This window comes from Cognaticolwellia beringensis, from assembly GCF_002076895.1.
Lineage (GTDB): Bacteria > Pseudomonadota > Gammaproteobacteria > Enterobacterales > Alteromonadaceae > Cognaticolwellia > Cognaticolwellia beringensis.
In genome coordinates, this window is record NZ_CP020465.1 from 1,821,383 (window position 1) to 1,847,893 (window position 26,511).

The window sequence follows — 26,511 nt, forward strand, 5'->3', positions numbered from 1 at the left end:
GGCCATCTACAAAATATACAATGGCGCTTTGCATGCTATTTACCATAACCTTCCATAAAGGCTATGACCTTAAAGCCAATACTCCAGTGTCATTAGCGGCGAATTAATACCTATGAACCTTAAACTTATATACCCAATATTACTGTTTACTAGCCTAATATCTATTAGCACAGCAACGGCAGAATTATTTCCTAAGCTAGCGATTGATGATCACCAACAAAATATTTTTCGTGGCACTATAACGCCAGAAAGAGCCTGGTGGGATTTAAGTCATTATCATCTTGATATTAACGTAGACCCGATAAACAAGCATATTTCTGGTACCAACACCATGAAGTACATCGTCTTGTCAAAGCAGAAACGCCTACAAATTGAATTACAAGCGCCAATGCAACTCAACAAAGTAGAGCAAAACGGAAAAGTATTAGCTGTTGAGCAATTAGGTTATTCATATTTTATTACTGTTGAGCAAGAGCAAGAAGTGGGAAAAGAGTATCAACTCACTATGCACTTTTCAGGTCATCCTCGAGCAGCAGTTCGCGCACCTTGGGACGGTGGTATAACCTGGAATAAAGATGATAACGGTCATGATTTTATCGCTTCGTCGTGCCAAGGTTTGGGCGCCAGCATTTGGTGGCCAAATAAAGACCATGCATACGACGAACCGAATAATGGTGCCATGATCAGTGTTGAAGTGCCTGAGCATTTAATGGATGTTTCGAATGGCCGCTTAGTTAAGGTAGAGCATAATAAAGCTAAACAAACCAAAACCTTTCACTGGCAAGTCACAAACCCGATTAATAATTATGGCATTAATATTAACATCGGTGACTATGTACATTTTGGAGAAAAATACCAAGGTGAGTCAGGCGAGCTTGACATGGATTACTATGTTTTACGCGACAACCTCGACAAAGCCAAAAAACAGTTCAAAGATGCTAAGCGTACTATTGAAGCATTTGAATATTGGTTTGGCCCTTACCCTTTTTACCAGGACAGCTTTAAGCTTGTTGAAGCGCCCTATTTAGGCATGGAGCATCAAAGCTCTGTTACCTATGGCAACGGTTACCAAAATGGCTATTTAGGCCGTGACCGCAGCCAAACAGGTGCAGGTATGCTGTTTGATTTCATTATTGTGCACGAATCAGGTCATGAATGGTTTGCTAATAATATTACTCACAATGACATTGCAGACATGTGGATCCACGAAAGCTTTACCAGTTACTCCGAAAGTCTATTTTTGGAATATCACTATGACCAAGAAATAGCCTTTGAATATATTAGAGGAAAGCGGCTAAACATACAGAATAAAAGCCCGATTATAGGGCAATATGGCTTACATCAAGAAGGTTCAGGTGACATGTACGACAAGGGTGGCAACATGTTACACACCCTTCGTCAGATCATCGACAATGATGATACTTGGCGCAGTATTTTACGAGGTTTGAACAAAAAGTTTTATCATGGCATTGTCGAAACAGCACAAGTTGAAAGTTATATTAGTGATAAATCGGGCAAAAATTTAAGCAAAGTGTTTGACCAATATTTACGCGACATTCGAATTCCAACCTTTGAGTACTTTGTGAAAAATAACCAAGTACAATATCGCTGGAGTAATACTATCGATGGTTTTGATATGCCAGTGCGGGTGTTTATAAATGGCAAAGCCATGTGGCTTTCGCCGTCAAATAAATGGGCGAATATTAGTGTAGATAACGAACAAACTGAAGATAAGGCTGACAAAGTGCAAGTGATGGTCGATGCTAATTTCTATGTCAGTACCTTAAATTTACTCGGTAATTAATAGTAATCAAAATAAAAAAAATATTCTAGAGTGGTAAAACTTTGCTGAATGCAATGGGCTTTACGTCACAATATAAAAAGGGAAGCGCAATGGCTTCCCTTTATCGTCATATCGTCAATTAAAGCGCTAAAAAGCGTATTTAAAGCCAACGCTAAACACATCAGTTCCGTCGAAGTTTTCGAAAGAAGCTTCCACACTTGTTTTTTCATTCAGCTTTTTACCAACACCAGCACCAAAACCAAACTCCCACTCGTCGTCACTAATTGACGCGCCGTTGAAACTTGCTTTAAAATCTAAGTTAGCATACGACGGTACAGCATAGGCGTAAAAGCCATTGTCAAAGTTATACTGTCCACGAACTGAAAGTGCAGTGAAGCTTTCAACTTCTAACTTAACTCCACTGATTTTATCATCGGAAATACCCGTGCCCAAACGTAACTCAGGCACCAAAGAAAACTTGCTGCCCTCTAGAGCAAATTCATAAGTTACAGCACCATAAATAACACCTAATGAAAGGTCATCATCTGAGAGGTTCGCATAGCCAGCGCCAGCTGACCAGTTAGCCGAAGCGGTTAAAGGTAATGCTAGTAAAGAAAATGCAATTAAAGATTTTTTAAACACAATAATATCCTTTTATTATTCAACAAAGCGTGAATGTAAATATGAAGGTGCGCATGCTATCAACGCAATTTTTTTTAGGCAATGAGTTTGTTATTACAAATGCATAAAATTAGTAACAAGCTATGTCTTTAGTGCCCCAAAAAAAGACCATTTTAATCTGGATTTAACGCAGACATATCAAGTTGTTTCGCGCTATGATCAAAGCACTATAAAAGTGCCAATATTTATTCGGAGTATTTACATGATTGAAATTATTCAACCAACACAATTTAAAACCGTGCCTTGGAAAAACGGCAAAGGCGAGACGGTCGAAATGGCAATAAATTCTGGCGGGACCTTAGATAATTTCAACTGGCGTTTGAGTATGGCTAGTGTGGTTGAAGACGGAGTTTTTTCTAATTTCACTGATTACACCCGTAACTTAATTTTAATTGACGGAGATGGTATTAATCTACAACACAATGACAGTAAAATTGATCGATTAACCAAACTACTTGATTTTGCGACTTTTGATGGTGGTAACAAAACCGTTGGCAACTTACACAGTAATGAAATAACCGACTTTAATATTATTGCCCGTACTTCAGCCTTTAATACCAAGCTAGATTGCCAGACGAGTGCGAAAAACCATCCGCTTAAAAATAGCGACTTATGTTTTATCTATAGTTTATTCAAAGATGCAGAACTTACCGTCAGCAACACACAGGAAACTCTCACCTTGCCTGCTCAGCATTTGGTAAAAATAACCGATTTAACACAAAACCATTCATCCATCACAGGCGAGCACCTGATTATTGTTTATCTAAACCATTGCACATAGCGACATAATTGTCAGAAGGCGCGATGCGCTTTATATATCTTGTACTTAAGTCGCCCTATTTTGATAAAGCTTTTTTTCATCAATTATTAAGGTTATTAATCGCTATAAATACTCGTTTTAACTTTTAAATATGACTTTGTCTTCATGCTGTCGTAGGCTAGATGCACAACTAAAAAATCCCCCCTAACACTGAGAACATTGTGATGACATTTCGACATTTTATAACCTTATCGGGCCTACTCTTATTGTTATCGCCCTTGGCAAATGCAGAATTTGAGCGAAAAATTGCAATTGATGAAAGCAAAACCAGTAGTCATAGTACTAAAGTGAACGGCAAAAAATTTGATTACACGGCTACCACAGGCACACAACCCGTGTGGGACGAAGACGGCAACCCAATTGCTAGCCTTTTTTATACTTATTATCAACGTTCTAAAGTAAAAAATAACGCCGCGCGCCCTTTACTCATATCATTTAATGGCGGTCCAGGTTCGGCTTCAGTTTGGATGCACATAGCTTATACAGGCCCTAAAGTACTTAATGTTGATAACGAAGGTTTTCCTCTGCAACCATACGGTGTAAAAACGAATGAATTCTCCATTTTAGACAGCGATGATATTGTATTTGTCAATCCTGTAAACACCGGTTATTCCCGCGTTTTACCGAATAAAGAAGGTGAAATGCCGTCAAAAGAAGAACAAAAGAAAATGTTCTTTGGTGTAAATGCTGACGTAAAATACTTGGCTGATTGGGTTAACACCTTTGTTACCCGCAATAACCGCTGGCAATCACCTAAATATCTTATCGGCGAAAGTTACGGCACTACTCGTGTTTCAGGTTTAGCGCTAGAATTACAATCTCGCCAATGGATGTATCTAAACGGCGTTATTTTGGTGTCTCCAACCGATATTGGTATCAAACGTGACGGTCCAGTTAAAGCCGCTAATCGCTTACCTTATTTCGCGGCAACGGCTTGGTATCACCAAGCACTAACAAGTGATTTACAAAGCCAAGATTTATTAGATATATTACCTGAAATTGAACAATTCACCCTTGAGCAGTATCTACCAGCACTTGCTAAAGGTGGCTTTATTGCAGAAGATGAAAAACAGCGTATTGCCAAACAAGTTGCCCGCTATTCCGGTTTATCGGTACAAGAAGTATTACGTAATAATTTAGATATTGAAGCGTCTTATTTTTGGAAAGAAATACTCCGTAACCGTGAGCAAACCGTTGGCCGTTTAGATTCGCGTTATTTAGGCATCGATGAAAAGGTGACTGGCAGTCGCCCCGATTACAATGCCGAGCTAACTTCATGGTTACACAGTTTTACGCCTGCAATAAATTACTATTTGCGTGAAGAGCTTAATTATAAAACTGATCTTAAATATAACATGTTCGGTAATGTGCACCCGTGGGATAGAACCAACAATAATACCGGTAAAAACTTACGTTTAGCCATGGCGCAAAACCCGTATTTAAACGTAATGATCCAATCTGGTTATTATGACGGTGCGACTAATTATTTTGATGCTAAATATACTTTGTCACAACTTGACCCAAGCGGAAAAATGAAAGACAGACTTTCATTTAAAGGCTATAAAAGTGGCCACATGATGTATCTACGTTATCAAGATTTAGAAGCATCTAACCAAGATATTCGTGAGTTTATCAAAGCGACGTTACCGAATAGAACTACGCCGGCAAAATATCAAAGCAAACACTAATTTAAAACCTACTTTCGTACCTTAATAAACGTTGTCAGTGCATATACACTGACAACATTATTCACTACCCACCTGTCAAATAGTCCTAGTTTTACTCATTCTCTTCTCATTGACTTCTCATTGGCTCCTCCTTGTAAAAAAAAGCAATAATTCACAGGGAGAAAATAATGAGGACTGCAAGAGAGGAAACATCACAAATACAAACTACTTTTACTATTGAAGCACTGCTCATTGTAGATGTATTAACTCATTCTCTTCTCATTGGCTCCTCCTTGTAAAAAAAGCAATAATTCACAGGGAGAAAATAATGAGGACTGCAAGAGAGGAAACATCACAAATACAAACTACTTTCACTATTGAAGCACTGCTCATTGTAGATGTATTAACTCATTCTCTTCTCATTGGCTCCTCCTTGTAAAAAAAGTAATAATTCACAGGGAGAAAATAATGAGGACTGCAAGAGGGGGGAAAATCACAAATACAAACTACTTTTACTATTGAAGCACTGCTCATTGTAGATGTATTAACTCATTCTCTTCTCATTGGCTCCTCTCTGTAAAAAAAAAGTAATAATTCACAGGGAAAAAATAATGAGGACTGCAAGAGGGGGAAAAATCACAAATACAAACTACTTTTACTATTGAAGCACTGCTCATTGTAGATGTATTAACTCATTCTCTTCTCATTGACGCCTCTCTGTAAAAAAAAGTAATAATTCACAGGGAGAAAATAATGAGGACTGCAAGAGGGGGAAAATCACAAATACAAACTACTTTTACTATTGAAGCACTGCTCATTGTAGATGTATTAACTCATTCTCTTCTCATTGGCTCCTCCCTGTAAAAAAAAGTAATAATTCACAGGGAGAAAATAATAAGGACTGCAAGAGGGGGGAAAATCACAAATACAAACTACTTTTACTATTGAAGCACTGCTCATTGTAGATGTATTAACTCATTCTCTTCTCATTGGCTCCTCCTTGTAAAAAAAAGTAATAATTCACAGGGAGAAAATAATGAGGACTGCAAGAGAGGAAACATCACAAATACAAACTACTTTTACTATTGAAGCACTGCTCATTGTAGATGTATTAACTCATTCTCTTCTCATTGGCTCCTCTCTGTAAAAAAAAGTAATAATTCACAGGGGAAAAATAACGAGGTCTGCAAGAGGGTAAAAAGGCCGCCAGTTGGCAGCCTTGTGTTTCGTTGCTTTAAGCTAAATTTCGTAATTAATCACTTCGTAACCTAATGCCTGTAATTGAGGTTTCAACGTTTTAGCATCGCCCACGACTACCATTAACATTTCACTCAGGTTTAAGTGCTTTTTCGCCAAGGCGTTAATTTCTGCTTTACTGATATTAGCCACAATGTCATTGCGTTCTTTGACAAAATCAGATGTTAAGTCATGCTCTAAAATTTGCGCTAAAAAGCCAAGTTTACGACTCGGCGTTTCATATTTCAAAGCATCTTTTTGATTGATCGCACTACGCATAAAGGCTAACTCTTCATCACTGATACCTTGCTCAGCATAGCGCTTAATTTCCTCAACAAACTCAACAATTGATTTGTCGGTTACGTCAGCACGAACTTCTGCACTGGCGGTATAAGTGCCAGAGAATTTATCACCATAAAAATACGAGCGCGCACCATAGGTATAGCCCTTATCTTCACGTAAGTTTAAGTTGATACGACTATTAAATGCTCCCCCTAATGGAAAATTCATTAAATAGGCACGATAGTATTCACCTGTGACATCCTCGGTAAGTGAGCGCTTACCAATACGAATTGCAGATTGAGCTGCATTATCTTTATTAACTAAATAAATAACCCCGCGTTTAGCATTAGATTCAGGTAAGTTTAATGTTAACGCTTTGCCTTCGCCAGTCAGTGATTTAAATATACTCAGTGACTTTAACACACTGCTCTTGTCTAGATCCGACACCAGTATTATTTCACTGCCTTTAGCTTTAACTTGCTGCTGATACAGCGCTTTAATATCGCTTAACTCAATACTAGCCAATGAAGCTTCTGAACCGCCGCTCGGGGTTGCTGCAATATTATCTGCATGCAGTAATTGGCGATAAGCATTAGACGCTAAATATCCGGCATTTTTCTTACCATTAATAGCCCCTTGAATCGCATTATTTTTATTGCGGTCAAATTCATTAGGCAAAAATGCTGGTGCGGTTAGTTTTTCATAAACTAGAGCAAGCGTGGCATCAATATGCTTAGTTAGCGCGTTTATATTAATCGCTAAATAGCTATTACTAGCTGAAATTCCAACCGAAGCACCTAACTTTTGCAGTGCTTTACTCATGTCTTCAGCACTACGTTTAGTGGTTGACTCATTAAGCATTGCCGCTAAAAGTGCCGCGGTTCCGGCTTTGTCTTTATCCTCAAAGTAATGTCCTGCAGGGATTTTAATCAATATTGAAGTAGTTGGCGTTTCGCTACTTTGCGTTGCCAAAACTTTAATACCATTTGTAAAAGTTTCTCGCCACATTTGTGGAACATCAACCGCTTTATTCGCACCAGCAATCGGCATTAGACTACGGTCAAAATTATCTTTCGCTTTGCGAACTCGCAGGTCTGTGTCAGAAGTAACAGCTAGCTCTGGAATAACACGCGCGGCAGGTGTAAAGTTGTCTTGCGCAGCGACCAGTGCTTTTTGCCCTTTCGGCACAATGCTCATGATCACACCATGTTTATTTTTAATGTATTTTTTATAAACACGCATAACATCAGCTTTGGTAACATTGGCATAACGGGCAATGTCTTGCTCAATATAATTTGGATTCCCTTTAAAGGTTTCATTAGCCGCTAATTGGCTTACTTTACCCGCCACACTTTGCAAACCAAACACAAAATTTGCTTCCATTTCAGCTTTTGCTTTAATTAAGTCGTCGTCTTCAACACCACGAGTCTCAAACTCTAATAAGCTGTCACGAATTACTTTTTCCATATCCGCTAAGGTTTTACCTGAAGCTGGATGTGGTAAAGCTAACATATTGAAAGTACAAGCAAGCTCTGCACATGGATGACTTACAGAAGCTTGCACAGCTAATTGGTTTTTCACTAAATTTTTATAAAGTAATGAGGTTTTTCCGCCCCCCAAAATACTCGATAATAAATCAAGCGCTGCTTCGTCTTTATGCCTAACACTAACCGTTGGGTACGACATATACACCAAAGGTAAGTGCACATTATCTTCCATAGAAATATAGCGATCAGCCTCAATAATAAAGCTAGGCTTTATCGGCATCTTTACTTCAGGACCACGAGGAATGCTACCAAAATATTTATTCACCATAGCTAAGGTTTCATCAACATTAAGGTCACCACCTATGGTTAACGTGGCATTGTTAGGGCCATACCAACGCAAGAAAAAGGCCTTTAAGTCGTTAACATTCACACGATTTAAATCGTCAATATAACCTATAGTTTGCCAAGAATAAGGGTGCCCTAGCGGATACATAGCTTCAGAAACTCGCTCACGTAATAGCCCGTAAGGTCTATTTTCGTAACTTTGGCCACGCTCATTTTTTACCGTTTCACGTTGTATTTCAAACTTCTCTTGAGTAACGGCATCTACTAAAAAACCCATTCGGTCGGCTTCAAGCCACAACATTTTTTCAAGTTGGTTGGCGGGTACGGTTTGAAAATAATTAGTGCGATCACTGTTAGTAGTACCATTCATGGTACCGCCTGATTCAGTCACAATTTTAAAGTGTTCGTCGTCTGCAACATTTTCTGAACCTTGAAACATCATATGTTCAAAAAAATGTGCAAAACCCGACTTGCCAATTTCTTCTCGTCCAGACCCAACATGATAAGTCATATCAACGTGTACAAGGGGATCAGACCGGTCTTGATGAAGTATTAAGGTTAAACCATTATCAAGTACATATTTTTGATAAGGAATAACTGTTTGCCCTGCTTTTGCAGTAACGCTTTCAACAAAACTTACCCCAGCGATTGCATCTGTAGGTTTTATCTCTTCTGATTTTATAGTGTTTTCACATGCCGTTAAGCAGGCCAATAACACCGGTATCATCCATTTATTCAAAATCTTCCCCTTTATTTTTCACGATTATATTTAGCTGATCTAATACTAACTAAATAAGCTATAAGTACAATAGCTTAGCTTGATTAATCTATTAAGAATGTAGTGACTACAAAGAACAATACCTAGCGCCTTCAACTTTACTCATGCCAAGCTATGTCTCTTTTAATGCTCAGACTATGTAGTTCAACAGCTTTAATTTATATGAATCTTTATGACTCCATACCAAGATAAAAGTGCTAATAGTTTTCTTCACGCAACAACTATAATCATAAATAAGCCTGATTTGTTAATCATAACTTTATAAAAATATGTGTTACGCTCGATAAAATAACTATAAATAAAACAGCGATTATTCACTTGGAGCAAAAAGATGACTGACACACCGCAGGTATCAATTCAGCATTGGGTTGATATCATCGCAAAAAGTGAATTACCTGCTATCACTTCAACAGCGAGAATGCTGGATAAATTCAATAATGATGACAAGTCTTCTTTACCTAAATTAAGTAAGGCTATCTTGCACGATCAGGCACTTGCATCTTGCTTATTAAAAGTAGCTAACAGCGTTCAACATCTCAGTATTAATAAAGTTAACACGGTATCTCGAGCTTCAGTAGTACTCGGTATACGCGCAGTTAAAAACATCTGCCTAACATCTAAACTGGTTGAAGGCTTGCTAGCAAATAAAGAACTTAACCCCGATGTATACCATCAATTAACTCAGTCAATGGCCAGTTCATTTTATGCCGGATTATTAGCGAAAATGATGGCACCACAGTATGCAGAAGACACGCAAGAAGAGCTGTATTTAGCGGCGATGCTTTATCGTATTGGTGAAACTGCATTTTGGATTGTCGGTGGTGAGTCGGCCGAAAAATTAATATCACATGAAGATATGACTACTGAAAGTTTTCGACAAAAATGCCAAAGTGAAATTGGCTGTGATTTTCCCCAATTGAGTATAGAACTTGTAAAAACCTGGAGCTTGAGTGATTTACTCCTAAAAGCAATGGACCAGCCGAAAAGCAGAACCATTGAAATTCAAATAATATATTTTGCCGACAAATTGAGTAATACCATCGCAAACCCTACTGGCAGTGCAGAGGAATTTCAGCAACTTTTAGCTGATATTGCAAAATTAACCGGTTTAAACGTTCGGCAATTAGTGCTAAAAATCGAACATCTGCGCGAAAGAGCAAATAAATTATTAACCTCTTATGGCGCATCGGCATTAATAAAGCATATTAACCCCTTGCCAAAAGTAAGTGACTTTAAAGGTAACAAGTTTCAAGTTTTAAAACCTAACCCGCACAAAGACAGCGATATACTCAGTGCTTATATACAGCTCAATAAATTGCTAAAAACCTCAAACGACCTAACCGAATTTATTCGCTTAGCACTAAAATCTATGGCAAAGATTTTTGCTTTTGAACATTGTAGCTTTTTTCTAGTTATTGATGATAAAAAGGCGATAAAGTCTCGTTTTACTTACGATATCGCGAGTCAGTTAATTGAGAAAAACGTGAAATTTTCTCTTTCTCGCAGCAATAATGTTTTTAGTTATGCCATGGATAACAACCAAGCAATATTGATCAAAGACCGACAGGAAAAACAGTGGTATCAATATATTACTGGAGAAATAGCCGAATTCATCGTCGAAGGCTCGGTATTAATTTGCCCTTTAAAAGTTGGGCAAACACCGATTGGGGTTATTACCGCACAGATCTTTCATAGTGATAAGGAAATTCCGCTTATTGATTTTGATCACTGCGCTGCATTAGTCGAACATTTAAACTTATGCTTAACGATGCTTTCGCATAAAAATAAGTAAATAACATAGTGCAGTCCTCAATGCCCAGCTAAACATTAAGACAGCCACTCTGTAATATAATTACAAATTTTAAAATCAAATATAAAGCCAAGCTATTCGCGTGAGTATTTAATAACAATATTTTAGGCAAAAAAAAGAGCCGAATAAATAAATTATCGACTCAAAAGCTATATGGGGAAGCTTAAAATACAAATTATCACAACAAGCGTTCAATTTGGGAACAAGGTCATTATAGAGTAACAACTCTAAGAGTGTAAAGTTAATTTTGTAACTTTTTTACATTATTTGGTAAATTTATAACATGACTGTATATTTACAAATGCAATAGCACTAAATACCTTAAGAAATAATACCAATTTGATTAATCAACTTGGTATAAGCTGCTAACTATATAATCAGCCAAAAAAAAAGGCCTCTGGGTAGAGGCCTAAAAAACAAAACACCATGAAGGGATCATTCGGTGTTATTTAATAAGAACGTATCTCGGCTATATTCATTTCAAAAATTTGTAAAATAATACAGTCGAGATAACGCAGAAATCGAATTTCTAATGCGCTTGTTCCCAGTTATCTCCTATGCCCGCCTCTGCAATTAGTGGCACACTCATGGTAATAGCATTGTTCATTATCTCAACCAAAGTCGCTGTGGTTGCTTCAACAATGTCTTGATGGATTTCAAATATTAATTCATCGTGCACTTGCATGGTCATTTTAATTCTAGGATCGTTCTGCGCTTGTATCCAGTCGTCTACAGCCAACATGGCTTTTTTAATGATATCAGCAGCAGTGCCTTGCATTGGCGCATTAATGGCAGCTCGTTCTGCTGCCTTTTTACGCATGGCATTTTTAGCTTTAATATCCGGTAAATAAAGTCGGCGGCCAAATAAGGTTTCTACATAACCTTTTTCTGTTGCTTGCTGACGCGTATCTTCCATATATTGAGAAACATTTGGATAACGCTCAAAGTATTTATCCATATAAGCTTGCGCCGTATGGCGAGGAACGTTTAATTGTTTTGCTAAGCCAAATGCCGACATACCATAAATTAAACCAAAGTTAACTGCTTTCGCGCTGCGGCGTTGGTCGCTAGTAACTTCGTCAAGTGGCACAGCGAATATCTCAGCGGCTGTCGCTTTATGTACATCTTTACCCTCAGAAAATGCTTTAACTAAGCCTGGATCGTCAGACAAATGCGCCATAATGCGTAATTCAATTTGAGAATAATCTATCGCGACAATTTTATGCTCAGGTGGAGCGATAAAAGCAAGACGGATTTTACGTCCTTCTTCACTACGAATTGGAATGTTTTGTAGATTTGGATCGGTTGAAGATAACCGTCCTGTTGCAGTAACCGCTTGATGATACGAAGTATGAACACGATTCGTTTTAGCGCCAACTAAGAGCGGTAGCTTATCAGTGTAAGTAGACTTTAATTTACTTAAACCTCGGTTTTCTAAAATAACTTTCGGTAATGGATAATCTAAGGCTAATTCTTGCAGCACTTCTTCAGCTGTTGAAGGCGCACCTTTAGGCGTTTTCTTAATAACAGGAATTTTTAACTCTTCAAACAAAATGACTTGTAACTGCTTAGGTGAACTTAAATTAAAGCTTTTACCTGCCAGATTATGCGCTTCAATTTCTAACTCTGCTAAACGCGCACCAATTGACTGGCTTTGTTCAGCCAGCATATCGCAATCAATTAACACGCCATGCTGCTCCATACGAGCAAGTACTGGTAATAAAGGCATTTCAATATCAGCAAAAACCGATAGCTGCGCACTTATTTTTGATAATTGTGGATAAATGGCTTCATGCAAGCGCAGAGTAATATCGGCATCTTCAGCGGCATAATGGCCGGCTTTTTCAATCTCAATTTGATTAAAAGTGAGTTGTTTAGCGCCCTTGCCTGCTATATCTTCAAAATGTACCGTTTTATAGCCTAAATACTTATCCGCTAGCGCATCCATATTATGGCGAGTAGCTACACTATTTAAACAATACGACTCTAGCATGGTATCAAAAGCAATGCCTTGCATAGCAATATCATAATGCGATAACACATTGGCATCGTATTTTAAATTTTGCCCTACTTTAAATAAAGTATCACTTTCTAATAGGGGTTTAAGTTGCTCAAGCACCCAGCTAAGTTCTAACTGTTCAGGTGCATCGATATAATCATGTGCTAATGGTACATAAGCCGCTTTACCGACCTCAATACAAAATGATAAGCCCACTAGCTTAGCCTTCATATAGTCGACACTGGTGGTTTCAGTATCGAAAGCAAATAGCTCAGCCGCTTTTAACTTTTCAAGCCAAACATTAAAGCTGGTTTTATCCAAAATAATGCCATATTCACTATCAACAGCAGCCGGCAAGTCTGCAACTTCATCGTTATTCTCTGTAACTAACGAATCAGGTTTTTTATCGACGGCATCTAGATCTGCTAATAAACGCTTAAGTTCGTATTTTTGATACAAGGTTCTTAATTTTTCTGTATCAGGTGCGCTTGGTTTTAATTCAGCAGCGTTTTGCTCAAGTGCAACATCAAGCTTAATCGTGGCTAGTTCATAAGAAAGTGGTAAGTGGGCTAAAGCAGTACGCAGGTTCTCACCTACTTTACCTTTAACTTCATCGGCATGTTGCATTACTTCTTTTAAAGTCGGATAAGCGGTTAACCATTTTACGGCGGTTTTCGGACCACATTTATCAACACCCGGAATGTTGTCAACTTTATCGCCCATTAAGGCAAGATAGTCGATGATCTGATCTGGGCGAACGCCAAACTTTTCAATGACGCCAGCTTCATCCATTTCTACATTGGTCATGGTGTTAATTAAGCGCACATGCGGGTTAACTAACTGTGCCATATCTTTATCACCGGTAGAGATCACCGTCTCAATACCCAGCGCTGTTGCTTGATGCGATAACGTACCAATAACATCGTCCGCCTCAACACCATCAATCACTAAAAGTGGTAAACCCATGGCAGTGATAATTTCATGTATTGGCGCAATTTGCGTGCGTAAATCATCCGGCATTGGCGGACGGTTAGCTTTATATTCGGGATACATGTCATTACGAAAGGTTTTTCCTTTGGCATCAAATATCGCAATAATATTACCATTAGGATAGTCTTTTTTCAGGCTTCTGATCATGTTCAAGACACCTGTAATGGCACCTGTAGGTTGACCGTCTGAAGTTGATAATGCTTGTAAATATGGCACGTGATATGCGCGGAATAAATAAGATGAACCATCGACTAAAATAAGCGGTGATTGGTCAGAAGTTGGCATGATAATTTTATAACTGGGAGAAAGATGGGCTAAGCATGCCATAATCGGCAAATTCTCTCTAGCTATTCATTATATTTAGTCACAAAATTAGCGAAAATTGTGGATAAGTATGTTGAAAAGCACAGGAAAAGACCCTAAAGATCTGGCGAACTTTACGGCAACTGCATTTTAACTACTTGTATTATAAGGAAAAAGGTAAGTCAGAAATCCTTTTCACATATTTATTATTATTTTTATATTATGTGGATAAATAAATGTCCAAGCTTAGATTTACTTGTTCAATTAACGAACAATAGAAATAAGCGAGCTAAGAGATTACCAGAAAACCACGCCATTACCAGACAATTATTAAACTATTTTAATCCTGTAATGACACCTAGAAATAACAAAAAAACATAAGCTATATTCGGCAAGGGCTAGCTGAATTATTAGAATTTATTTTTCTTAAAAATATAATTTTTATTTGCAAATTAAATGAAATTTATCATTCAACAGTTTAACTAAATCACTTGTATGTTTGAGCGTACTTTCTATTGAAAATTTAACTGACAGTTTTTCATTTCATCTTCCAATGCGAAAACAAATAGCCAAGGGAGTTAATAGCCATTGGTATAACTGAGTTGCTAGTATGAAATTGGTGATAGTTGGACATAGGCAAGCGGGAAAAAATAAATATTACTTGGGCATGAGTTTTTAAATATTTATCCCGTTAGCCTTACATTGGTGGCCCAATTAATGTGGTGAATATACTCGTAATTATTAACACGACAAAAGCGATAAACATCTCGACTGAAATGGAACGTTTTAAGGTGATGATATGGTGTTGTTCAGCGATTTGAGGCACTAACGTTAGTTTATGCCAAGCACCTAGTAAAAGCATTGCACACACGAGTAACAGTTTTAGTAATATTAATTGCCCGTAGTTTGAGGTAAATAATTCAGCCACACTGTTTAAATATTGCAACAATAGGGTAACACCTGAAACTAGCAGCACTATTATGATAATAACGGCGAGCTGACCAAATTGATGCATTAGTCGTTTAACTTCAGCCATAGGTAAGAACTGACAGCTTTTATAGAGTGGCCATAATGAACCTACCCAACAACTAATGGCAAAAATATGAAACATAAACAGGCTTTTTATAAGCAGGTTTTTCTCAGCGCTATGCCCTGTAAATGTGAAACTAGCAATAATAGTAATAAGACTAAATAAGGTCAGAAAAAAATTGAGGTTTGTTGTACTAGCACTATGTTTGTTCCAAGCAGCGACAGCAACTATAGCTAAAATAAAAGCCGGTATTCTCACCACGGCTTGATCACCAATGACCGATTGCCAAATAATTTCCAGCATAAAAGCATCTGTCATGCCAGAAAACCCTGACTCAGCCATTGAGCCAGCTTCAATCGGTACTTGCAATATAGAGGCAATTAACGCCGTACTGAGGCAGATTAATAACCAAGACTTTATATATGAATTTAAAGCAGCAAAATTATCATCTGTAATTTTGCTTTTTCGATTAAGTATACGTAAAACTAAAGTACCAGCCAGCGCCGCAGTAGCCAAATAAGTGACTAATTTTACGAGTAGCAAAAATACTGACCAGTCACTTATTTGCATTACTTAGTTTCCCTAGTGACTATGTTGGCTGTGCGAAGACGACATTTCTTTTTTCATCTCATCATGTGCACCATGATCACCAACCATAAAATTAAAAGTTCCTGTCATTTTATGACCATCGCCCCCTAATGCTATCCACTTAGCGGTGTATTTGCCTTTGCTTAACGTGGGTAAAGGCCAACTAAACGCCATATTTGGTTTTGAACTCGGCTTAAAACTAAAATCTACTGGCTGATTATCTGCATCGGTCAGTACAACTTTAGCCAATCTAACTTCACCACTAAAAGTCAACGACAGTTGTTCAGGGCTTTGCATCAGCATAGCTTCATTCGCTGGTGCTGACTCCGTGAGTGAAATATGTGCCGATGCTGAAAACGCTAATGTTAAGCTTAAAAAAGCTGCCACTGTATTAAAAAATTTCATTATTACCTCTTATTTATAAAAAATTAAAACCAAAATTTTACGCCAGCAACGAACTCTGTTTCGCTGCTACTTTGTCCATCTAATTTTGCATAGTCTGCTGTACTGCCATATTTATTAGTCCATTCAACACCAACATATGGCGCAAACTGACGAGTAAATTCATAACGTACTCGAAAACCAATAGCACTACTTGATAAACCACTACCTAAACCATTTTCTATATCTTTCTTACCATAAAGTGTCAGCTCAGCACGCGGTTGAACGATCAGCTTTTGGGTCAGTAATAGCTCATATTCAGCTTCAAAAGTCAGCGCAGTGTTCCCTTGCTCGCCAATGTAAGCGGTCATATCAAGTTCGAACCAATACGGGGCTAAACCTTGCACACCCAATGCTAACCATTGACGATTTTTACCCCCTTGATAGTAATCAACGCGAATACCCAATTGAGTATCCCAATAGGCGCTAATAGCGTGTCCCCATAAGATATCCGTCGAGTTTTCTTCCAGTTTACCCTCTGAAAAATCGCCTTCTGTTTTAATCACTAACCGGTCAAATGTTGTTCCATACCAAGCTTGAAAGTCGAATACGCCAGCATCTGCTTGCTCATTATATTCAAGCCTATTACCTAACAGTGCATAAAAACTATGCTCATCAGCAAGTACTAATCGATCTTCTTCACCTAAAGCGTAAGGGCCTTCTGTTAAGGTTGTCCCTGCAGAATAAGCATGTGGATCGCGAGCATCTATTGGCGCATCACCACTTTGGGGTTGCGGCTTTTCGCTATCCATTTCAGCCATATTTGCCATTTCATTTTGCGCAAATGTTTGCACGCTGACTAAAGGCAAGCAAAGCAACAGTGCACTGACAAAAGGTTTAAACAATATTAAATTTCTCATGATACAACCACCTCTCTAAACATACCGGCATCCATGTGGAATAATAAATGACAATGCCACGCCCAACGGCCCACGTCATGTGGTGTGGTTAAAAAGCTGATCCGCTGTGCTGGTTGAACTGGAATGGTATGTCGACGCACTTGCACATCACCCTGATCATTTTCTAAATCGCTCCACATGCCATGTAAATGCATCGGGTGCGTCATCATGGTATCGTTTTGTAAAATAACCCGTATACGTTTATTATGCTGCATGTGCACCGGCGTACTTTTACCAAACTCTAAGCCATCAAACGACCAACTATATCGCTCCATATTACCGGTTAAATGTAACTCGATTTCAGCTTCAGGCTCTTGGTGATTAGCGATACCATCCAAAGAATGTAAATCGGCTAAGGTTAATACACGGCGGCCATTTTTTCGCAGACCAATTCCTGGGTCGTCCAAGTTTGTTCTTGGCATATCAACACGCATATCCACCGATGCACCATATTCTGTTTTTGCATGACGCACTTTAGTACTAGCAACACTCAAGGGGTTCTCAGACATGCCATGTTTGCTGTGATCCATTGCCATCGCACCATGTTGGCTATGATCCATTTTCATTGCGCCGTGGTCCATACCTGGCTGCTTCATATTTGCCATAGCACCATGATTCATATCAGACATAGCGCCATGGTCCATATTCCCCATCATGTCCATCATCGTTAACCATTCCACTGGGTCTAATGCTGGTGTCGGCGCATCAAGACCTTGTGCTACAGATAAAGTACCTTTTGCATAGCCTGAACGGTCCATACTTTGAGCGAAAATGGTATAAGCATCGTTTTTAGGCTCAACAATTACATCGTAAGTTTCACCTGGACCGAAACGAAATTCGTCAACGGTTACCGGTTCAACATTTTGACCATCAGCTTGCACAACCGTTAATTTTAGTTCGGGTATTCTGACATCAAAAAAGCTATTACTAGAACCGTTAATAAATCTTAATCTAAGCTTCTCGCCAGATTTAAACAGCCCCCGCCAATTAGCCATCGGCGCAGTACCATTCATAAGAAAGGTCATCGCAGATGCGGATAAATCGGCCAAATCGGTTGGGCTCATACGCATTTGATGCCACATTTTTCTACGTTGTAAAGCATTAGCAACACTGGTATTTGACACATCAGCAAAAAATTCAGGTACCGTAGGTTGACTGAAATTAAACACATCACTTTGTATTTTTAATTTACGAAATAGTGCCATGGGATCATCATCAGTCCAATCAGACAATTGAATAACATGCTCATTATCCGAACTAATAATGTCGGTTTCTCTTGGTTCAATAATTAACGCGCCGTACATGCCGGTCATTTCTTGAAAACCACTGTGCGAGTGATACCAATAGGTACCACTTTGTTGTAATTTAAATTTATAAACGAAGGTTTCGCCGGGCATAATGCCTTTAAAACTAATGCCAGGCACGCCATCCATTTGATAAGGTAAAATAATGCCGTGCCAGTGAATAGAACTAGGCACTGATAACTTATTTGTCACCTTAATAGTAACGTCATCACCTTCCCTTAATCGTAACGTTGGGGCGGGAATCGAACCATTAATAGTGGTTGCCATACGAACGACACCCGTAAAGTTAACGGGTGATTCATCAATAACAAGTTCGATCACTTTTCCGCTGAGCTCTGGTGCATTGCCTGTAATGGTTCCGGCAACCAAAGATGAGGCGGCATGGATAATACTTGGAAATGCGGCTAAAACGCCTCCCGCGATCAACCCCTGTACGAAACGGCGTCTCGGAAAGTGAGATGCTTGCTGTTTGTTAATGTCGTCCATTTACCAACTCCTCTAAATCAGAATACGACTAGAGTATAGAGATATTACCTGTCAACGACATGACTATAAAATGACAAAGGTGTAATCTTAGTGTCATGTTGCAGTGTAGACCGCTACTTTATAATGTTTTTAACAGCAATTTAATGAAGTAAGTGGGCAATGATATTGACCTCCTTAGAATGAATGATTTTTAAATTCAATTGCTATCAATACTTTTTTAGGAAAGCTTCATGCGATTATTGGTTGTAGAAGATGAGAAAAAAACAGGTGATTATTTGAAACAAGGCTTAACTGAAGCTGGGTTTCAGGTGTCTTTAGCACGCAATGGTTTAGATGGTCACCACATGGCTATGACCGAAGTATTTGAGGTAATTATATTAGATGTAATGCTACCTGACGTTACAGGATGGCGAATTTTACAGTCGCTTCGAGAAGCGAATAACCAAACGCCGGTGCTATTTTTATCCGCCCGCGACAGTATTGATGACAGAGTTAAGGGCTTAGAACTTGGTGCTGATGATTATCTTATAAAACCATTCGCATTTGCTGAGGTATTAGCCAGAGTTCGTACATTGATCCGTCGAGGAGGCACACCAAAAATTGAAAACATCTTAACCGTCGCCGATTTAGAAATGGATATTTTAAAACATAAAGTAAAACGAGCAGGCAAAAATATCTTACTCAGTAATAAAGAGTTCAACCTGCTCGAGCTAATGATTCGTCGCGAAGGGGAAGTTTTACCTCGATCATTAATTGCCTCGCAAGTATGGGACATGAATTTCGACAGCGATACCAATGTTATTGATGTTGCAATTAGAAGATTACGCGGAAAAGTTGACGATGTATTTGACGTTAAGCTCATCCATACCATTCGTGGTATGGGCTATAAGTTAGAGGTAGAGGTTAATGAAAACTAACGCTAGGCCATTATCACTTACCTTTAGAGTCGTTTTATTTGTGGCCGTAACTACAATATTCAGCTTGAGCTTTCTCGGTGTACTTATAGACAGCTCAATTCGCCATCACTTTGTTCAGCAAGATATTAATGAGCTCGAAGTTATATCCGCTTCAATTGAAGGCGCGTTAATGAAAAATCACACCAATAACGAGCAATTAATCGATTCTTTATCTCAGGCTGTAGTGGGCCATCATGGAGTTTATTACCAAGTTAACGCTCAACAAGGCGATTTTATATACGCAAATTCCGAACGTAATTTGTCTCATTTAAGTTCAACACTACCCGCTAAAACTGGCTTTGAGATTGCTAATGTTACTGAGCAACAAGTTGGCAATTTTTCGTATAGGGTATTAATAACTACCTTTAAAACCCCGCAAACAACATATAGCGCTATCGTGGCTATTGATATGAGCTTTCATACCCACTTTTTAACTCAATTTAGACAAAGTTTAGGGGTAATTATGATTGGCGCTGGCTTGTTAGTTCTGCTGGCTGGCTGGTTCGCTGTTCATCAAGGGTTAAATCCTTTACGGGGTCTGAGTAAAAAAATGCATGATATTCAAACAAACAATTTTGAAGTCAGGCTTGACGAAACAAAGGTACCAATCGAATTATTAAATATGGTGCAGTCTTTTAATTTAATGCTCGATAGGCTGCAAAGCGAATTTTTGCGTTTATCTAATTTTTCAACAGATATTGCTCATGAATTACGAACGCCGTTAACGAATATAATTACACAAACTCAGGTAGGGCTTTCCCAACCTAGAGCCTCAGAAGAATACCAAGAGCTGTTGTTTTCTAACTTAGAGGAACTCGAAAGGTTGACCAATATGGTGCGAGATATGCTTTGGTTAGCTAAAACTCAAAATGGTTTAATAAAGCCAAAGCAACAAGTACTCAATAGTCATACTGAAATCGAGGCCTTATTTGAATACTTTGATGCACTAGCTGAAGAGTCAAATATTACCTTTGTAAAACAAGGCGATAATCTTAATTTTTATTGTGACCAACTCCATTTCCGGCAATTGTTATCTAACTTATTATCAAACGCCATTCGATATACCGCTAAAGGTTTATCAATAATTGTTAGTACTGAAAAAGCAGACAGTGGGCAGGTTTGTATTACCATCAGTAATCCAGGCGATAAAATACAGCCAGATCATTTACCCTACTTGTTTGATCGCTTTTATCGACCTGATAAATCAAGACAACGACACAGCGATGGAGCAGGTTTAGGCCTAGCTATTGTTAAGGCCATGGTTGAAGCCAATAGTGGTAAGGTAACCGTTGCCTCAGATGATGATAATACCCATTTTAAGGTTTTCTTTAATTCGCCTTAACCTTAAATAACATCATTAAAAAAACCATCATTTATTCGCTATTACTCGGTGAATAAATGATGGTTTCCTAAACTTTATCAGCTGGCGCTTACATGCCAGATAACAGCATATTTATTTTTTCACTGGTTACATAGTGACAAATTCTTCCGCAGACGTTGGATGAATAGCCACTGTGTTGTCAAAGTCAGCCTTAGTTGCGCCCATTTTCATGGCAACAGCGAAGCCTTGTAATAACTCATCACTACCAAAACCAATACTATGAATGCCGACAATTTTTTCTTCTTCGCCCGCACAAACTAATTTCATGCGCGTCGGGTCACGATAATCTTCAGTTATGGCTTGATACAGGGCAGTAAACTGCGAGTTATATACCTTAACTTGGTCAACGCCATACTCTGCTATGGCTTCTTTTTCTGACAAACCAACCGTACCAATAACCGGATGACTAAACACCACCGTCGCTATGTTTGAATAATCTAAATGCTCGTTAGGTTTATTATTAAATAAACGTTCACATAAGCGTCGCCCTGCTGCAACAGCAACCGGCGTTAATTGTGCACGACCGGTGTTATCGCCCACCGCATAAATACCGTCAACATCGGTGTTTTGAAATTTATCCGTAGGAATAAAACCACGTTCATCGAGCTTTATACCCGTAGATTCAATATTAATATTGTCTGTTGCTGGGTCTCGCCCTATTGCCCAAATTAAGCTATCAACTGGACCGATACTTTTACCGTTATCTAAATGAATAGTTAATTGGCCGTCACTATGTTTTTCAACACGCGTCGGCACACTCATGGTATGCAACGTTGGACCGTGTTTTTCCATTTGCTCGACTAACGTATCGCTAAGCATGTCGTCAAAACCACGTAATGGTTTTTCTTTACGCACCAATAAATGTGATTCACTACCCAAGGCATGTAATACGCCCGCTAGCTCAACGGCAATATAACCGGCACCAACAACCGCTACTTTTTTAGGTTGTTCTGTTAATGCAAAAAAGCCATCTGAATCAATACCGTGCTCTGCACCTTCAATACTTGGACGACTTGGACGTCCGCCCGTGGCAATCGTAATATGATCAGCCGTGTATAAAACACCATCAACCTCTAAGGTGTTTTTATCTACAAATTTTGCAAAGCCGTTGATTACCGTAACGTCGTTACTAGCAAAGCCACGCGCATAAGCCGCATGAATGCGTTCAATATAAGCTTCTCTGTTTTCAACTAACTTTGACCAGTTAAAGCTTTGCAATGGTGCTTTAAATCCATAGTCATTCGCATAATGTAATGCATCCGCTATTTGTCCGGCATACCACATCGCTTTTTTAGGTACACAACCCACATTTACACAGGTGCCACCAATATGCTTGGCTTCAATAACCGCTGCTTTTTTTCCTAAACGTGCCGCGCGATTCGCTGAGGCAATGCCGCCACTACCAGCGCCAATTGAAATGTAGTCAAAATGTTGTGTCATATTAATATTCCTGTGTGATTATCTTCATTATATTGGACTGATAAAATTAAAATTCAAGCAATTGAGCCAACATAGATGGTTTTTGCTGAGCTATAGAAGCAAATGACATGGTTTTGAGCAGTTAAATTTCAATTTTTTACATCGATAGCCAAATAATAGTGAGCGCTAAACCTTGATTATCGAACGATTTGCCATTACATCTAGTGCATCATTTAGTAAAACATGCGAATTTTATGACCAATCCATTATTACAAAATACATCTCTACCACAATTTTCGAAAATTAAGCCTGAACATATCAAGCCAGCGGTTGAAAAAGCTATCGGTAATTGTAAAACAGTTATTGCTGAGGTGTTAGCCAACAACACACAATTTAGCTGGGAAAACTTGGTTTCGCCAATTGACGAGGTAGATGACGTATTAGGTAAATTATGGTCGCCCATTTCGCATATGAATTCAGTGGTTAACAGTGATGAGTTACGCGATGCTTATGAGTCATGCCTGCCGTTATTATCAGAATACGGTACATTTGTAGGGCAACATGCGGGCTTATTCGCAGCCTATCAACAATTAAGCGAAAGTGATGAATTTAAAACGCTAAACGAAGCACAACAAAAAGTCATTACTAACGCATTACGCGATTTTAAATTATCAGGCATAGCCCTGAACGATAACGATAAAAAACGCTACGGCGAAATTGCGACACGTTTATCTGAGCTTAGCTCTACTTTTGGCAATAACATCCTCGATGCTACACATGCCTTTAGTGTAAATATTACTGATGAAAAAGAGCTAACTGGCTTACCCGAAAGCGCCAAAGAAGCGGCGAAAGCCTTGGCTAAGTCACAAGAAAAGTCGGGCTGGTTATTCACCTTAGACATTCCAAGTTATTTACCGGTAATGACCTACTGTGACAACTCCGCTTTACGCGAAAAAATGTACCGCGCTTATGTTACTCGCGCTTCAGAAATAGGGCCAAACGGCGGCGAATATGACAACAGTCCAATTATGGCTGAACTATTATCGTTACGTCACGAGCTTGCCAACTTACTTGGTTTTGATAGCTTTGCGGAAAAATCACTCGCCACGAAAATGGCCAATAACATTGATGAGGTGGTAGGTTTTCTAGAAAATCTAGCAGTAAAATCAAAAGCACAAGGCGAACAAGACCTAGCTGAAGTTACCGCCTTCGCTGCGGATAAATATCAACAAAGTAACTTACAAGCTTGGGACTTACCTTATTACGGCGAGAAACTAAAACAAGAGCGTTATGCTATTTCTGACGAAGAGTTGCGTCCTTACTTCCCTGAAAGCAAAGTGGTAGCAGGCTTATTTGAAGTGGTGCATCGTTTATTTGGTTTAAACATTAGCGAGCGCCAAGGTATTGATACTTGGCATAAAGACGTTAAGTTTTTTGATGTTTTTGATAAAAACCAACAATTGCGCGGCAGTTTCTATTTTGATTTATACGCACGCCCACACAAACGTGGCGGCGCATGGATGGACGATTGTGTCGGCCGTCGTGCATTAGCCAATGGCGATATTCAATATCCAGTAGCTTACCTTACTTGTAACTTTAATGGCCCTGTTGGCGACAAGCCAGCGCTATTCACCCATGACGAAGTGGTAACGCTTTTCCACGAATTTGGTCACGGTATTCACCACATGCTGACACAGATTAACGCTGCAGGTGTTTCTGGTATTAACGGCGTTCCTTGGGATGCGGTTGAACTGCCTAGCCAATTTTTAGAAAACTGGTGTTGGCAGCCAGAGGCATTAGCCTTTATTTCTGGCCATTACCTAACGAATGAACCTTTACCACAAGACATGCTTGATAAAATGTTAGCGGCAAAGAACTTCCAATCGGCGATGCAGATGATCCGTCAACTAGAATTTAGCTTATTCGACTTTAAAATGCATGCCCAGTACTCTCCCGAAAAAGGTGATGAAATTCAACAAGTGCTTAACCAAGTACGTGACGACTACGCGGTAATTAAAGCGCCTGAGTTCAATCGATTTCAGCACAGTTTTGGTCACATTTTTGGTGGTGGCTATGCCGCTGGTTATTACAGCTATAAATGGGCTGAAGTGTTATCGGCAGATGCATTTTCACGTTTTGAAGAAGAAGGTATTTTCAACCAAGGTGTTGGCCATGACTTTTTAACCCATGTTCTCGAAATGGGTGGTTCAAAAGAACCAAGCGTTTTATTTAAAGCGTTCCGTGGCCGAGAGCCAGAAATAGACGCATTATTACGTCACTGCGGTATTACGGGCTAATAACAATGGCATTAGAAACACTTGACGATATATATCAACGTGCCGCCGCCCGAAAAGGTGGCGTACATAAGCTCAATATATTATTGGGTTCAGGTAGCCAAGACCATTTATTAAAAAACATAACTGACGATCGGTTTTTATCGGAGTTCAGTAAAAAGGTTTTTCAATCCGGTTTTGTTTGGCGGGTGGTTGAAAACAAGTGGTTAAACTTTGAAGAAAGCTTTTTTAATTTCAATATTGAAAAAGTGTTGATGATGCCAGAAGAAATGATGGAGCGAAAAGCCAGCGACCCTAAAATCATTCGTAACTTTAATAAAGTTAAAACCATTAAAGCGAACGCCGAAATGATTTTTGAAGAGCAGCAACAAGGTCATAGCTTTGCTGAATTTATTGCCAACTGGCCGAGTGACGATATTATCGGCTTATGGGCATATTTGAAAAAACATGGCCAACGCCTTGGCGGCAACACAGGGCCTTATGCTTTGCGTGCATTAGGTAAAGACACTTTTTTACTTAGCCGAGATGTAGAAGCCTATTTTCGAGCACATGACATTATTACTGGCGGTATTCAAACAAAATCGAGCTTAAACGCTATTCAAGCAAGCTTTAATAGCTGGCAACAACAAGGCGACTTATCCTTAGGTCAACTGAGTCGCTTAATTGCCTATGCGACTGGCGATAATCATATTCATCTAGAAGAAATCGCTGATGCTGAATAAAATTGCCGTCGCTTATGTTGATGCTGTCGACGTCGACAAAGCGAAAAAAGTTGCCAAAAAATGGCAGTTGGATTATATCGGTGATATCGCTGCAATAAAAAACTATCCAAAGTTACTGTTTGCTTTACAAGTTAACTTGCAGCGCCTAGAACTAAGTAAGCTTGATGAACCAAAGCTTGGCGCTATTTGTGTTGATTTTGTTGATGGTGCCACAGCACATCGTCGTAAATTTGGTGGTGGTCGCGGTCAAGACATCGCTAAAGCCGTTGGTTTAAAACATGGCTTTACTCCCCATGTGCTTGATGCTACCGCTGGCTTAGGTCGAGATGCGTTTGTATTAGCTACCTTAGGTTGCAACGTTACCATGATGGAGCGTATGCCAATTGTTGCGGCCTTACTTGAAGACGGCTTAGAACGCGCGAAACTAAGCACCGAAATTAATGATATTACCGATCGCATGAACTTAATTAACTCGTCATCGATTGAAAATATGAACTTAGCTCAGCAGCCAGATGTAATCTATCTTGACCCTATGTATCCACATAGAGAAAAGTCTGCGGCCGTTAAAAAAGAAATGCGCGTATTTCAGTCATTGGTGGGTGAAGACCTTGATGCTGACAACTTGCTAGCACCAGCCATTGCCTTAGCAAAATATCGCGTGGTGGTTAAGCGCCCAAGCTATGCGCCGCCACTTGCAGGTAAAACGCCATCAACTAGCATTAATATGAAAAAAAATCGCTTTGATGTTTATGTAAATCAAGCGATTCCGAAGAATAACTGATCACGTTATGCCAATAATTTCAGGGCAAA

At 39.1% G+C, this 26,511-nt stretch carries 17 protein-coding genes; 9 read left to right on the top strand and 8 right to left on the bottom strand.

Features of this window, described 5'->3' with window-relative positions; genetic code table 11:
- Positions 1-112 precede the first annotated feature (112 nt).
- Positions 113-1,804 carry a M1 family metallopeptidase gene (locus B5D82_RS07765; protein WP_081150516.1) on the top strand — a complete coding sequence of 564 codons (1,692 nt, stop codon included), beginning with the start codon at positions 113-115 and terminating at the stop codon, positions 1,802-1,804.
- 126 nt (positions 1,805-1,930) lie between these two features.
- On the opposite strand, the gene B5D82_RS07770 is transcribed toward B5D82_RS07765, so the two are convergent.
- The gene (locus B5D82_RS07770; RefSeq protein ID WP_157673858.1) at positions 1,931-2,425 is read right to left on the bottom strand and encodes an outer membrane beta-barrel protein; all 495 of its coding nucleotides are present in this window, start codon (positions 2,423-2,425) and stop codon (positions 1,931-1,933) included.
- Positions 2,426-2,666: 241 nt separating this feature from the next.
- Between B5D82_RS07770 and B5D82_RS07775 the strand changes: the two genes are divergently transcribed.
- Both B5D82_RS07775 and B5D82_RS07780 read left to right on the top strand, forming a co-directional pair.
- On the top strand, positions 2,667-3,245 hold the full coding sequence (locus B5D82_RS07775) for a HutD/Ves family protein (RefSeq protein WP_081150520.1): 579 nt from the start codon (positions 2,667-2,669) through the stop codon (positions 3,243-3,245).
- Between the two features lie 203 nt (positions 3,246-3,448).
- A complete protein-coding gene (locus B5D82_RS07780) occupies positions 3,449-4,972 on the top strand; it encodes a S10 family peptidase (RefSeq protein ID WP_081150522.1) in 1,524 nt (507 codons plus the stop codon).
- Between the two features lie 1,218 nt (positions 4,973-6,190).
- Here the strand turns inward: B5D82_RS07780 and B5D82_RS07785 are convergent.
- Positions 6,191-9,028, bottom strand: coding sequence for a M16 family metallopeptidase (locus B5D82_RS07785; protein ID WP_081150524.1), 2,838 nt, complete (start codon positions 9,026-9,028; stop codon positions 6,191-6,193).
- Positions 9,029-9,410: 382 nt separating this feature from the next.
- Here B5D82_RS07785 and B5D82_RS07790 point away from each other — a divergent pair, with 382 nt between their 5' ends.
- Positions 9,411-10,871, top strand: coding sequence for an HDOD domain-containing protein (locus B5D82_RS07790; RefSeq protein WP_081150526.1), 1,461 nt, complete (start codon positions 9,411-9,413; stop codon positions 10,869-10,871).
- Positions 10,872-11,418: 547 nt separating this feature from the next.
- Here B5D82_RS07790 and polA read toward each other — a convergent pair.
- The 5 genes from polA to B5D82_RS07815 form a co-directional block, all read right to left on the bottom strand.
- The gene (polA, locus tag B5D82_RS07795; protein ID WP_081154400.1) at positions 11,419-14,163 is read right to left on the bottom strand and encodes a DNA polymerase I; all 2,745 of its coding nucleotides are present in this window, start codon (positions 14,161-14,163) and stop codon (positions 11,419-11,421) included.
- Positions 14,164-14,878: 715 nt separating this feature from the next.
- Positions 14,879-15,781: a copper resistance D family protein gene (locus tag B5D82_RS07800; RefSeq protein ID WP_081150528.1), complete on the bottom strand. Its 903-nt coding sequence runs from the start codon at positions 15,779-15,781 to the stop codon at positions 14,879-14,881.
- Positions 15,782-15,793: 12 nt separating this feature from the next.
- Positions 15,794-16,204, bottom strand: coding sequence for a copper resistance CopC family protein (locus B5D82_RS07805; protein WP_081150530.1), 411 nt, complete (start codon positions 16,202-16,204; stop codon positions 15,794-15,796).
- 23 nt (positions 16,205-16,227) lie between these two features.
- Positions 16,228-17,100, bottom strand: coding sequence for a copper resistance protein B (locus B5D82_RS07810; protein ID WP_081150532.1), 873 nt, complete (start codon positions 17,098-17,100; stop codon positions 16,228-16,230).
- The gene (locus tag B5D82_RS07815; protein ID WP_081150534.1) at positions 17,097-18,929 is read right to left on the bottom strand and encodes a copper resistance system multicopper oxidase; all 1,833 of its coding nucleotides are present in this window, start codon (positions 18,927-18,929) and stop codon (positions 17,097-17,099) included. Before B5D82_RS07815 ends, B5D82_RS07810 begins: the two co-directional genes overlap by 4 nt.
- Positions 18,930-19,159: 230 nt before the next feature.
- Between B5D82_RS07815 and B5D82_RS07820 the strand changes: the two genes are divergently transcribed.
- Both B5D82_RS07820 and B5D82_RS07825 read left to right on the top strand, forming a co-directional pair.
- Positions 19,160-19,846, top strand: a complete 687-nt coding sequence (locus B5D82_RS07820) for a heavy metal response regulator transcription factor (protein ID WP_081150536.1) — start codon at positions 19,160-19,162, stop codon at positions 19,844-19,846.
- Positions 19,836-21,227, top strand: coding sequence for a heavy metal sensor histidine kinase (locus B5D82_RS07825; protein WP_081150537.1), 1,392 nt, complete (start codon positions 19,836-19,838; stop codon positions 21,225-21,227). The genes B5D82_RS07820 and B5D82_RS07825 overlap by 11 nt, the downstream gene beginning before the upstream one ends.
- 126 nt (positions 21,228-21,353) lie before the next feature.
- Here the strand turns inward: B5D82_RS07825 and gorA are convergent, their stop codons facing one another.
- The gene (gorA, locus tag B5D82_RS07830) at positions 21,354-22,706 is read right to left on the bottom strand and encodes a glutathione-disulfide reductase (RefSeq protein WP_081150538.1); all 1,353 of its coding nucleotides are present in this window, start codon (positions 22,704-22,706) and stop codon (positions 21,354-21,356) included.
- Positions 22,707-22,939: 233 nt separating this feature from the next.
- On the opposite strand from gorA, the gene prlC reads away from it, so the two are divergent.
- Genes prlC through B5D82_RS07845 form a run of 3 tightly spaced genes read left to right on the top strand, consistent with a single transcriptional unit; the run spans position 22,940 to position 26,482 of the window.
- Entirely contained in the window at positions 22,940-24,982 is a 2,043-nt protein-coding gene (gene prlC, locus B5D82_RS07835) for an oligopeptidase A (RefSeq protein WP_081150539.1), read from the top strand.
- Positions 24,983-24,987: 5 nt separating this feature from the next.
- Positions 24,988-25,701: a DNA-3-methyladenine glycosylase I gene (locus tag B5D82_RS07840; protein WP_081150540.1), complete on the top strand. Its 714-nt coding sequence runs from the start codon at positions 24,988-24,990 to the stop codon at positions 25,699-25,701.
- Positions 25,691-26,482, top strand: a complete 792-nt coding sequence (locus B5D82_RS07845; RefSeq protein ID WP_081150542.1) for a class I SAM-dependent methyltransferase — start codon at positions 25,691-25,693, stop codon at positions 26,480-26,482. Before B5D82_RS07840 ends, B5D82_RS07845 begins: the two co-directional genes overlap by 11 nt.
- Positions 26,483-26,511 lie beyond the last annotated feature (29 nt).

Excerpts from the sequence above, each read along its gene's own strand:
- gorA (WP_081150538.1), bottom strand. The coding sequence starts at position 22,706 with ATGACACAACATTTTGACTACATTTCAATTGGCGCTGGTAGTGGCGGC.
- polA (WP_081154400.1), bottom strand. The coding sequence starts at position 14,163 with ATGCCAACTTCTGACCAATCACCGCTTATTTTAGTCGATGGTTCATCT.
- B5D82_RS07825 (WP_081150537.1), top strand. The coding sequence starts at position 19,836 with ATGAAAACTAACGCTAGGCCATTATCACTTACCTTTAGAGTCGTTTTA.
- B5D82_RS07780 (WP_081150522.1), top strand. The coding sequence starts at position 3,449 with ATGACATTTCGACATTTTATAACCTTATCGGGCCTACTCTTATTGTTA.
- B5D82_RS07775 (WP_081150520.1), top strand. The coding sequence starts at position 2,667 with ATGATTGAAATTATTCAACCAACACAATTTAAAACCGTGCCTTGGAAA.
- B5D82_RS07805 (WP_081150530.1), bottom strand. The coding sequence starts at position 16,204 with ATGAAATTTTTTAATACAGTGGCAGCTTTTTTAAGCTTAACATTAGCG.
- B5D82_RS07800 (WP_081150528.1), bottom strand. The coding sequence starts at position 15,781 with ATGCAAATAAGTGACTGGTCAGTATTTTTGCTACTCGTAAAATTAGTC.
- B5D82_RS07820 (WP_081150536.1), top strand. The coding sequence starts at position 19,160 with ATGCGATTATTGGTTGTAGAAGATGAGAAAAAAACAGGTGATTATTTG.
- B5D82_RS07815 (WP_081150534.1), bottom strand. The coding sequence starts at position 18,929 with ATGGACGACATTAACAAACAGCAAGCATCTCACTTTCCGAGACGCCGT.
- B5D82_RS07810 (WP_081150532.1), bottom strand. The coding sequence starts at position 17,100 with ATGAGAAATTTAATATTGTTTAAACCTTTTGTCAGTGCACTGTTGCTT.
- B5D82_RS07765 (WP_081150516.1), top strand. The coding sequence starts at position 113 with ATGAACCTTAAACTTATATACCCAATATTACTGTTTACTAGCCTAATA.
- prlC (WP_081150539.1), top strand. The coding sequence starts at position 22,940 with ATGACCAATCCATTATTACAAAATACATCTCTACCACAATTTTCGAAA.
- B5D82_RS07845 (WP_081150542.1), top strand. The coding sequence starts at position 25,691 with ATGCTGAATAAAATTGCCGTCGCTTATGTTGATGCTGTCGACGTCGAC.
- B5D82_RS07840 (WP_081150540.1), top strand. The coding sequence starts at position 24,988 with ATGGCATTAGAAACACTTGACGATATATATCAACGTGCCGCCGCCCGA.
- B5D82_RS07785 (WP_081150524.1), bottom strand. The coding sequence starts at position 9,028 with ATGATACCGGTGTTATTGGCCTGCTTAACGGCATGTGAAAACACTATA.
- B5D82_RS07790 (WP_081150526.1), top strand. The coding sequence starts at position 9,411 with ATGACTGACACACCGCAGGTATCAATTCAGCATTGGGTTGATATCATC.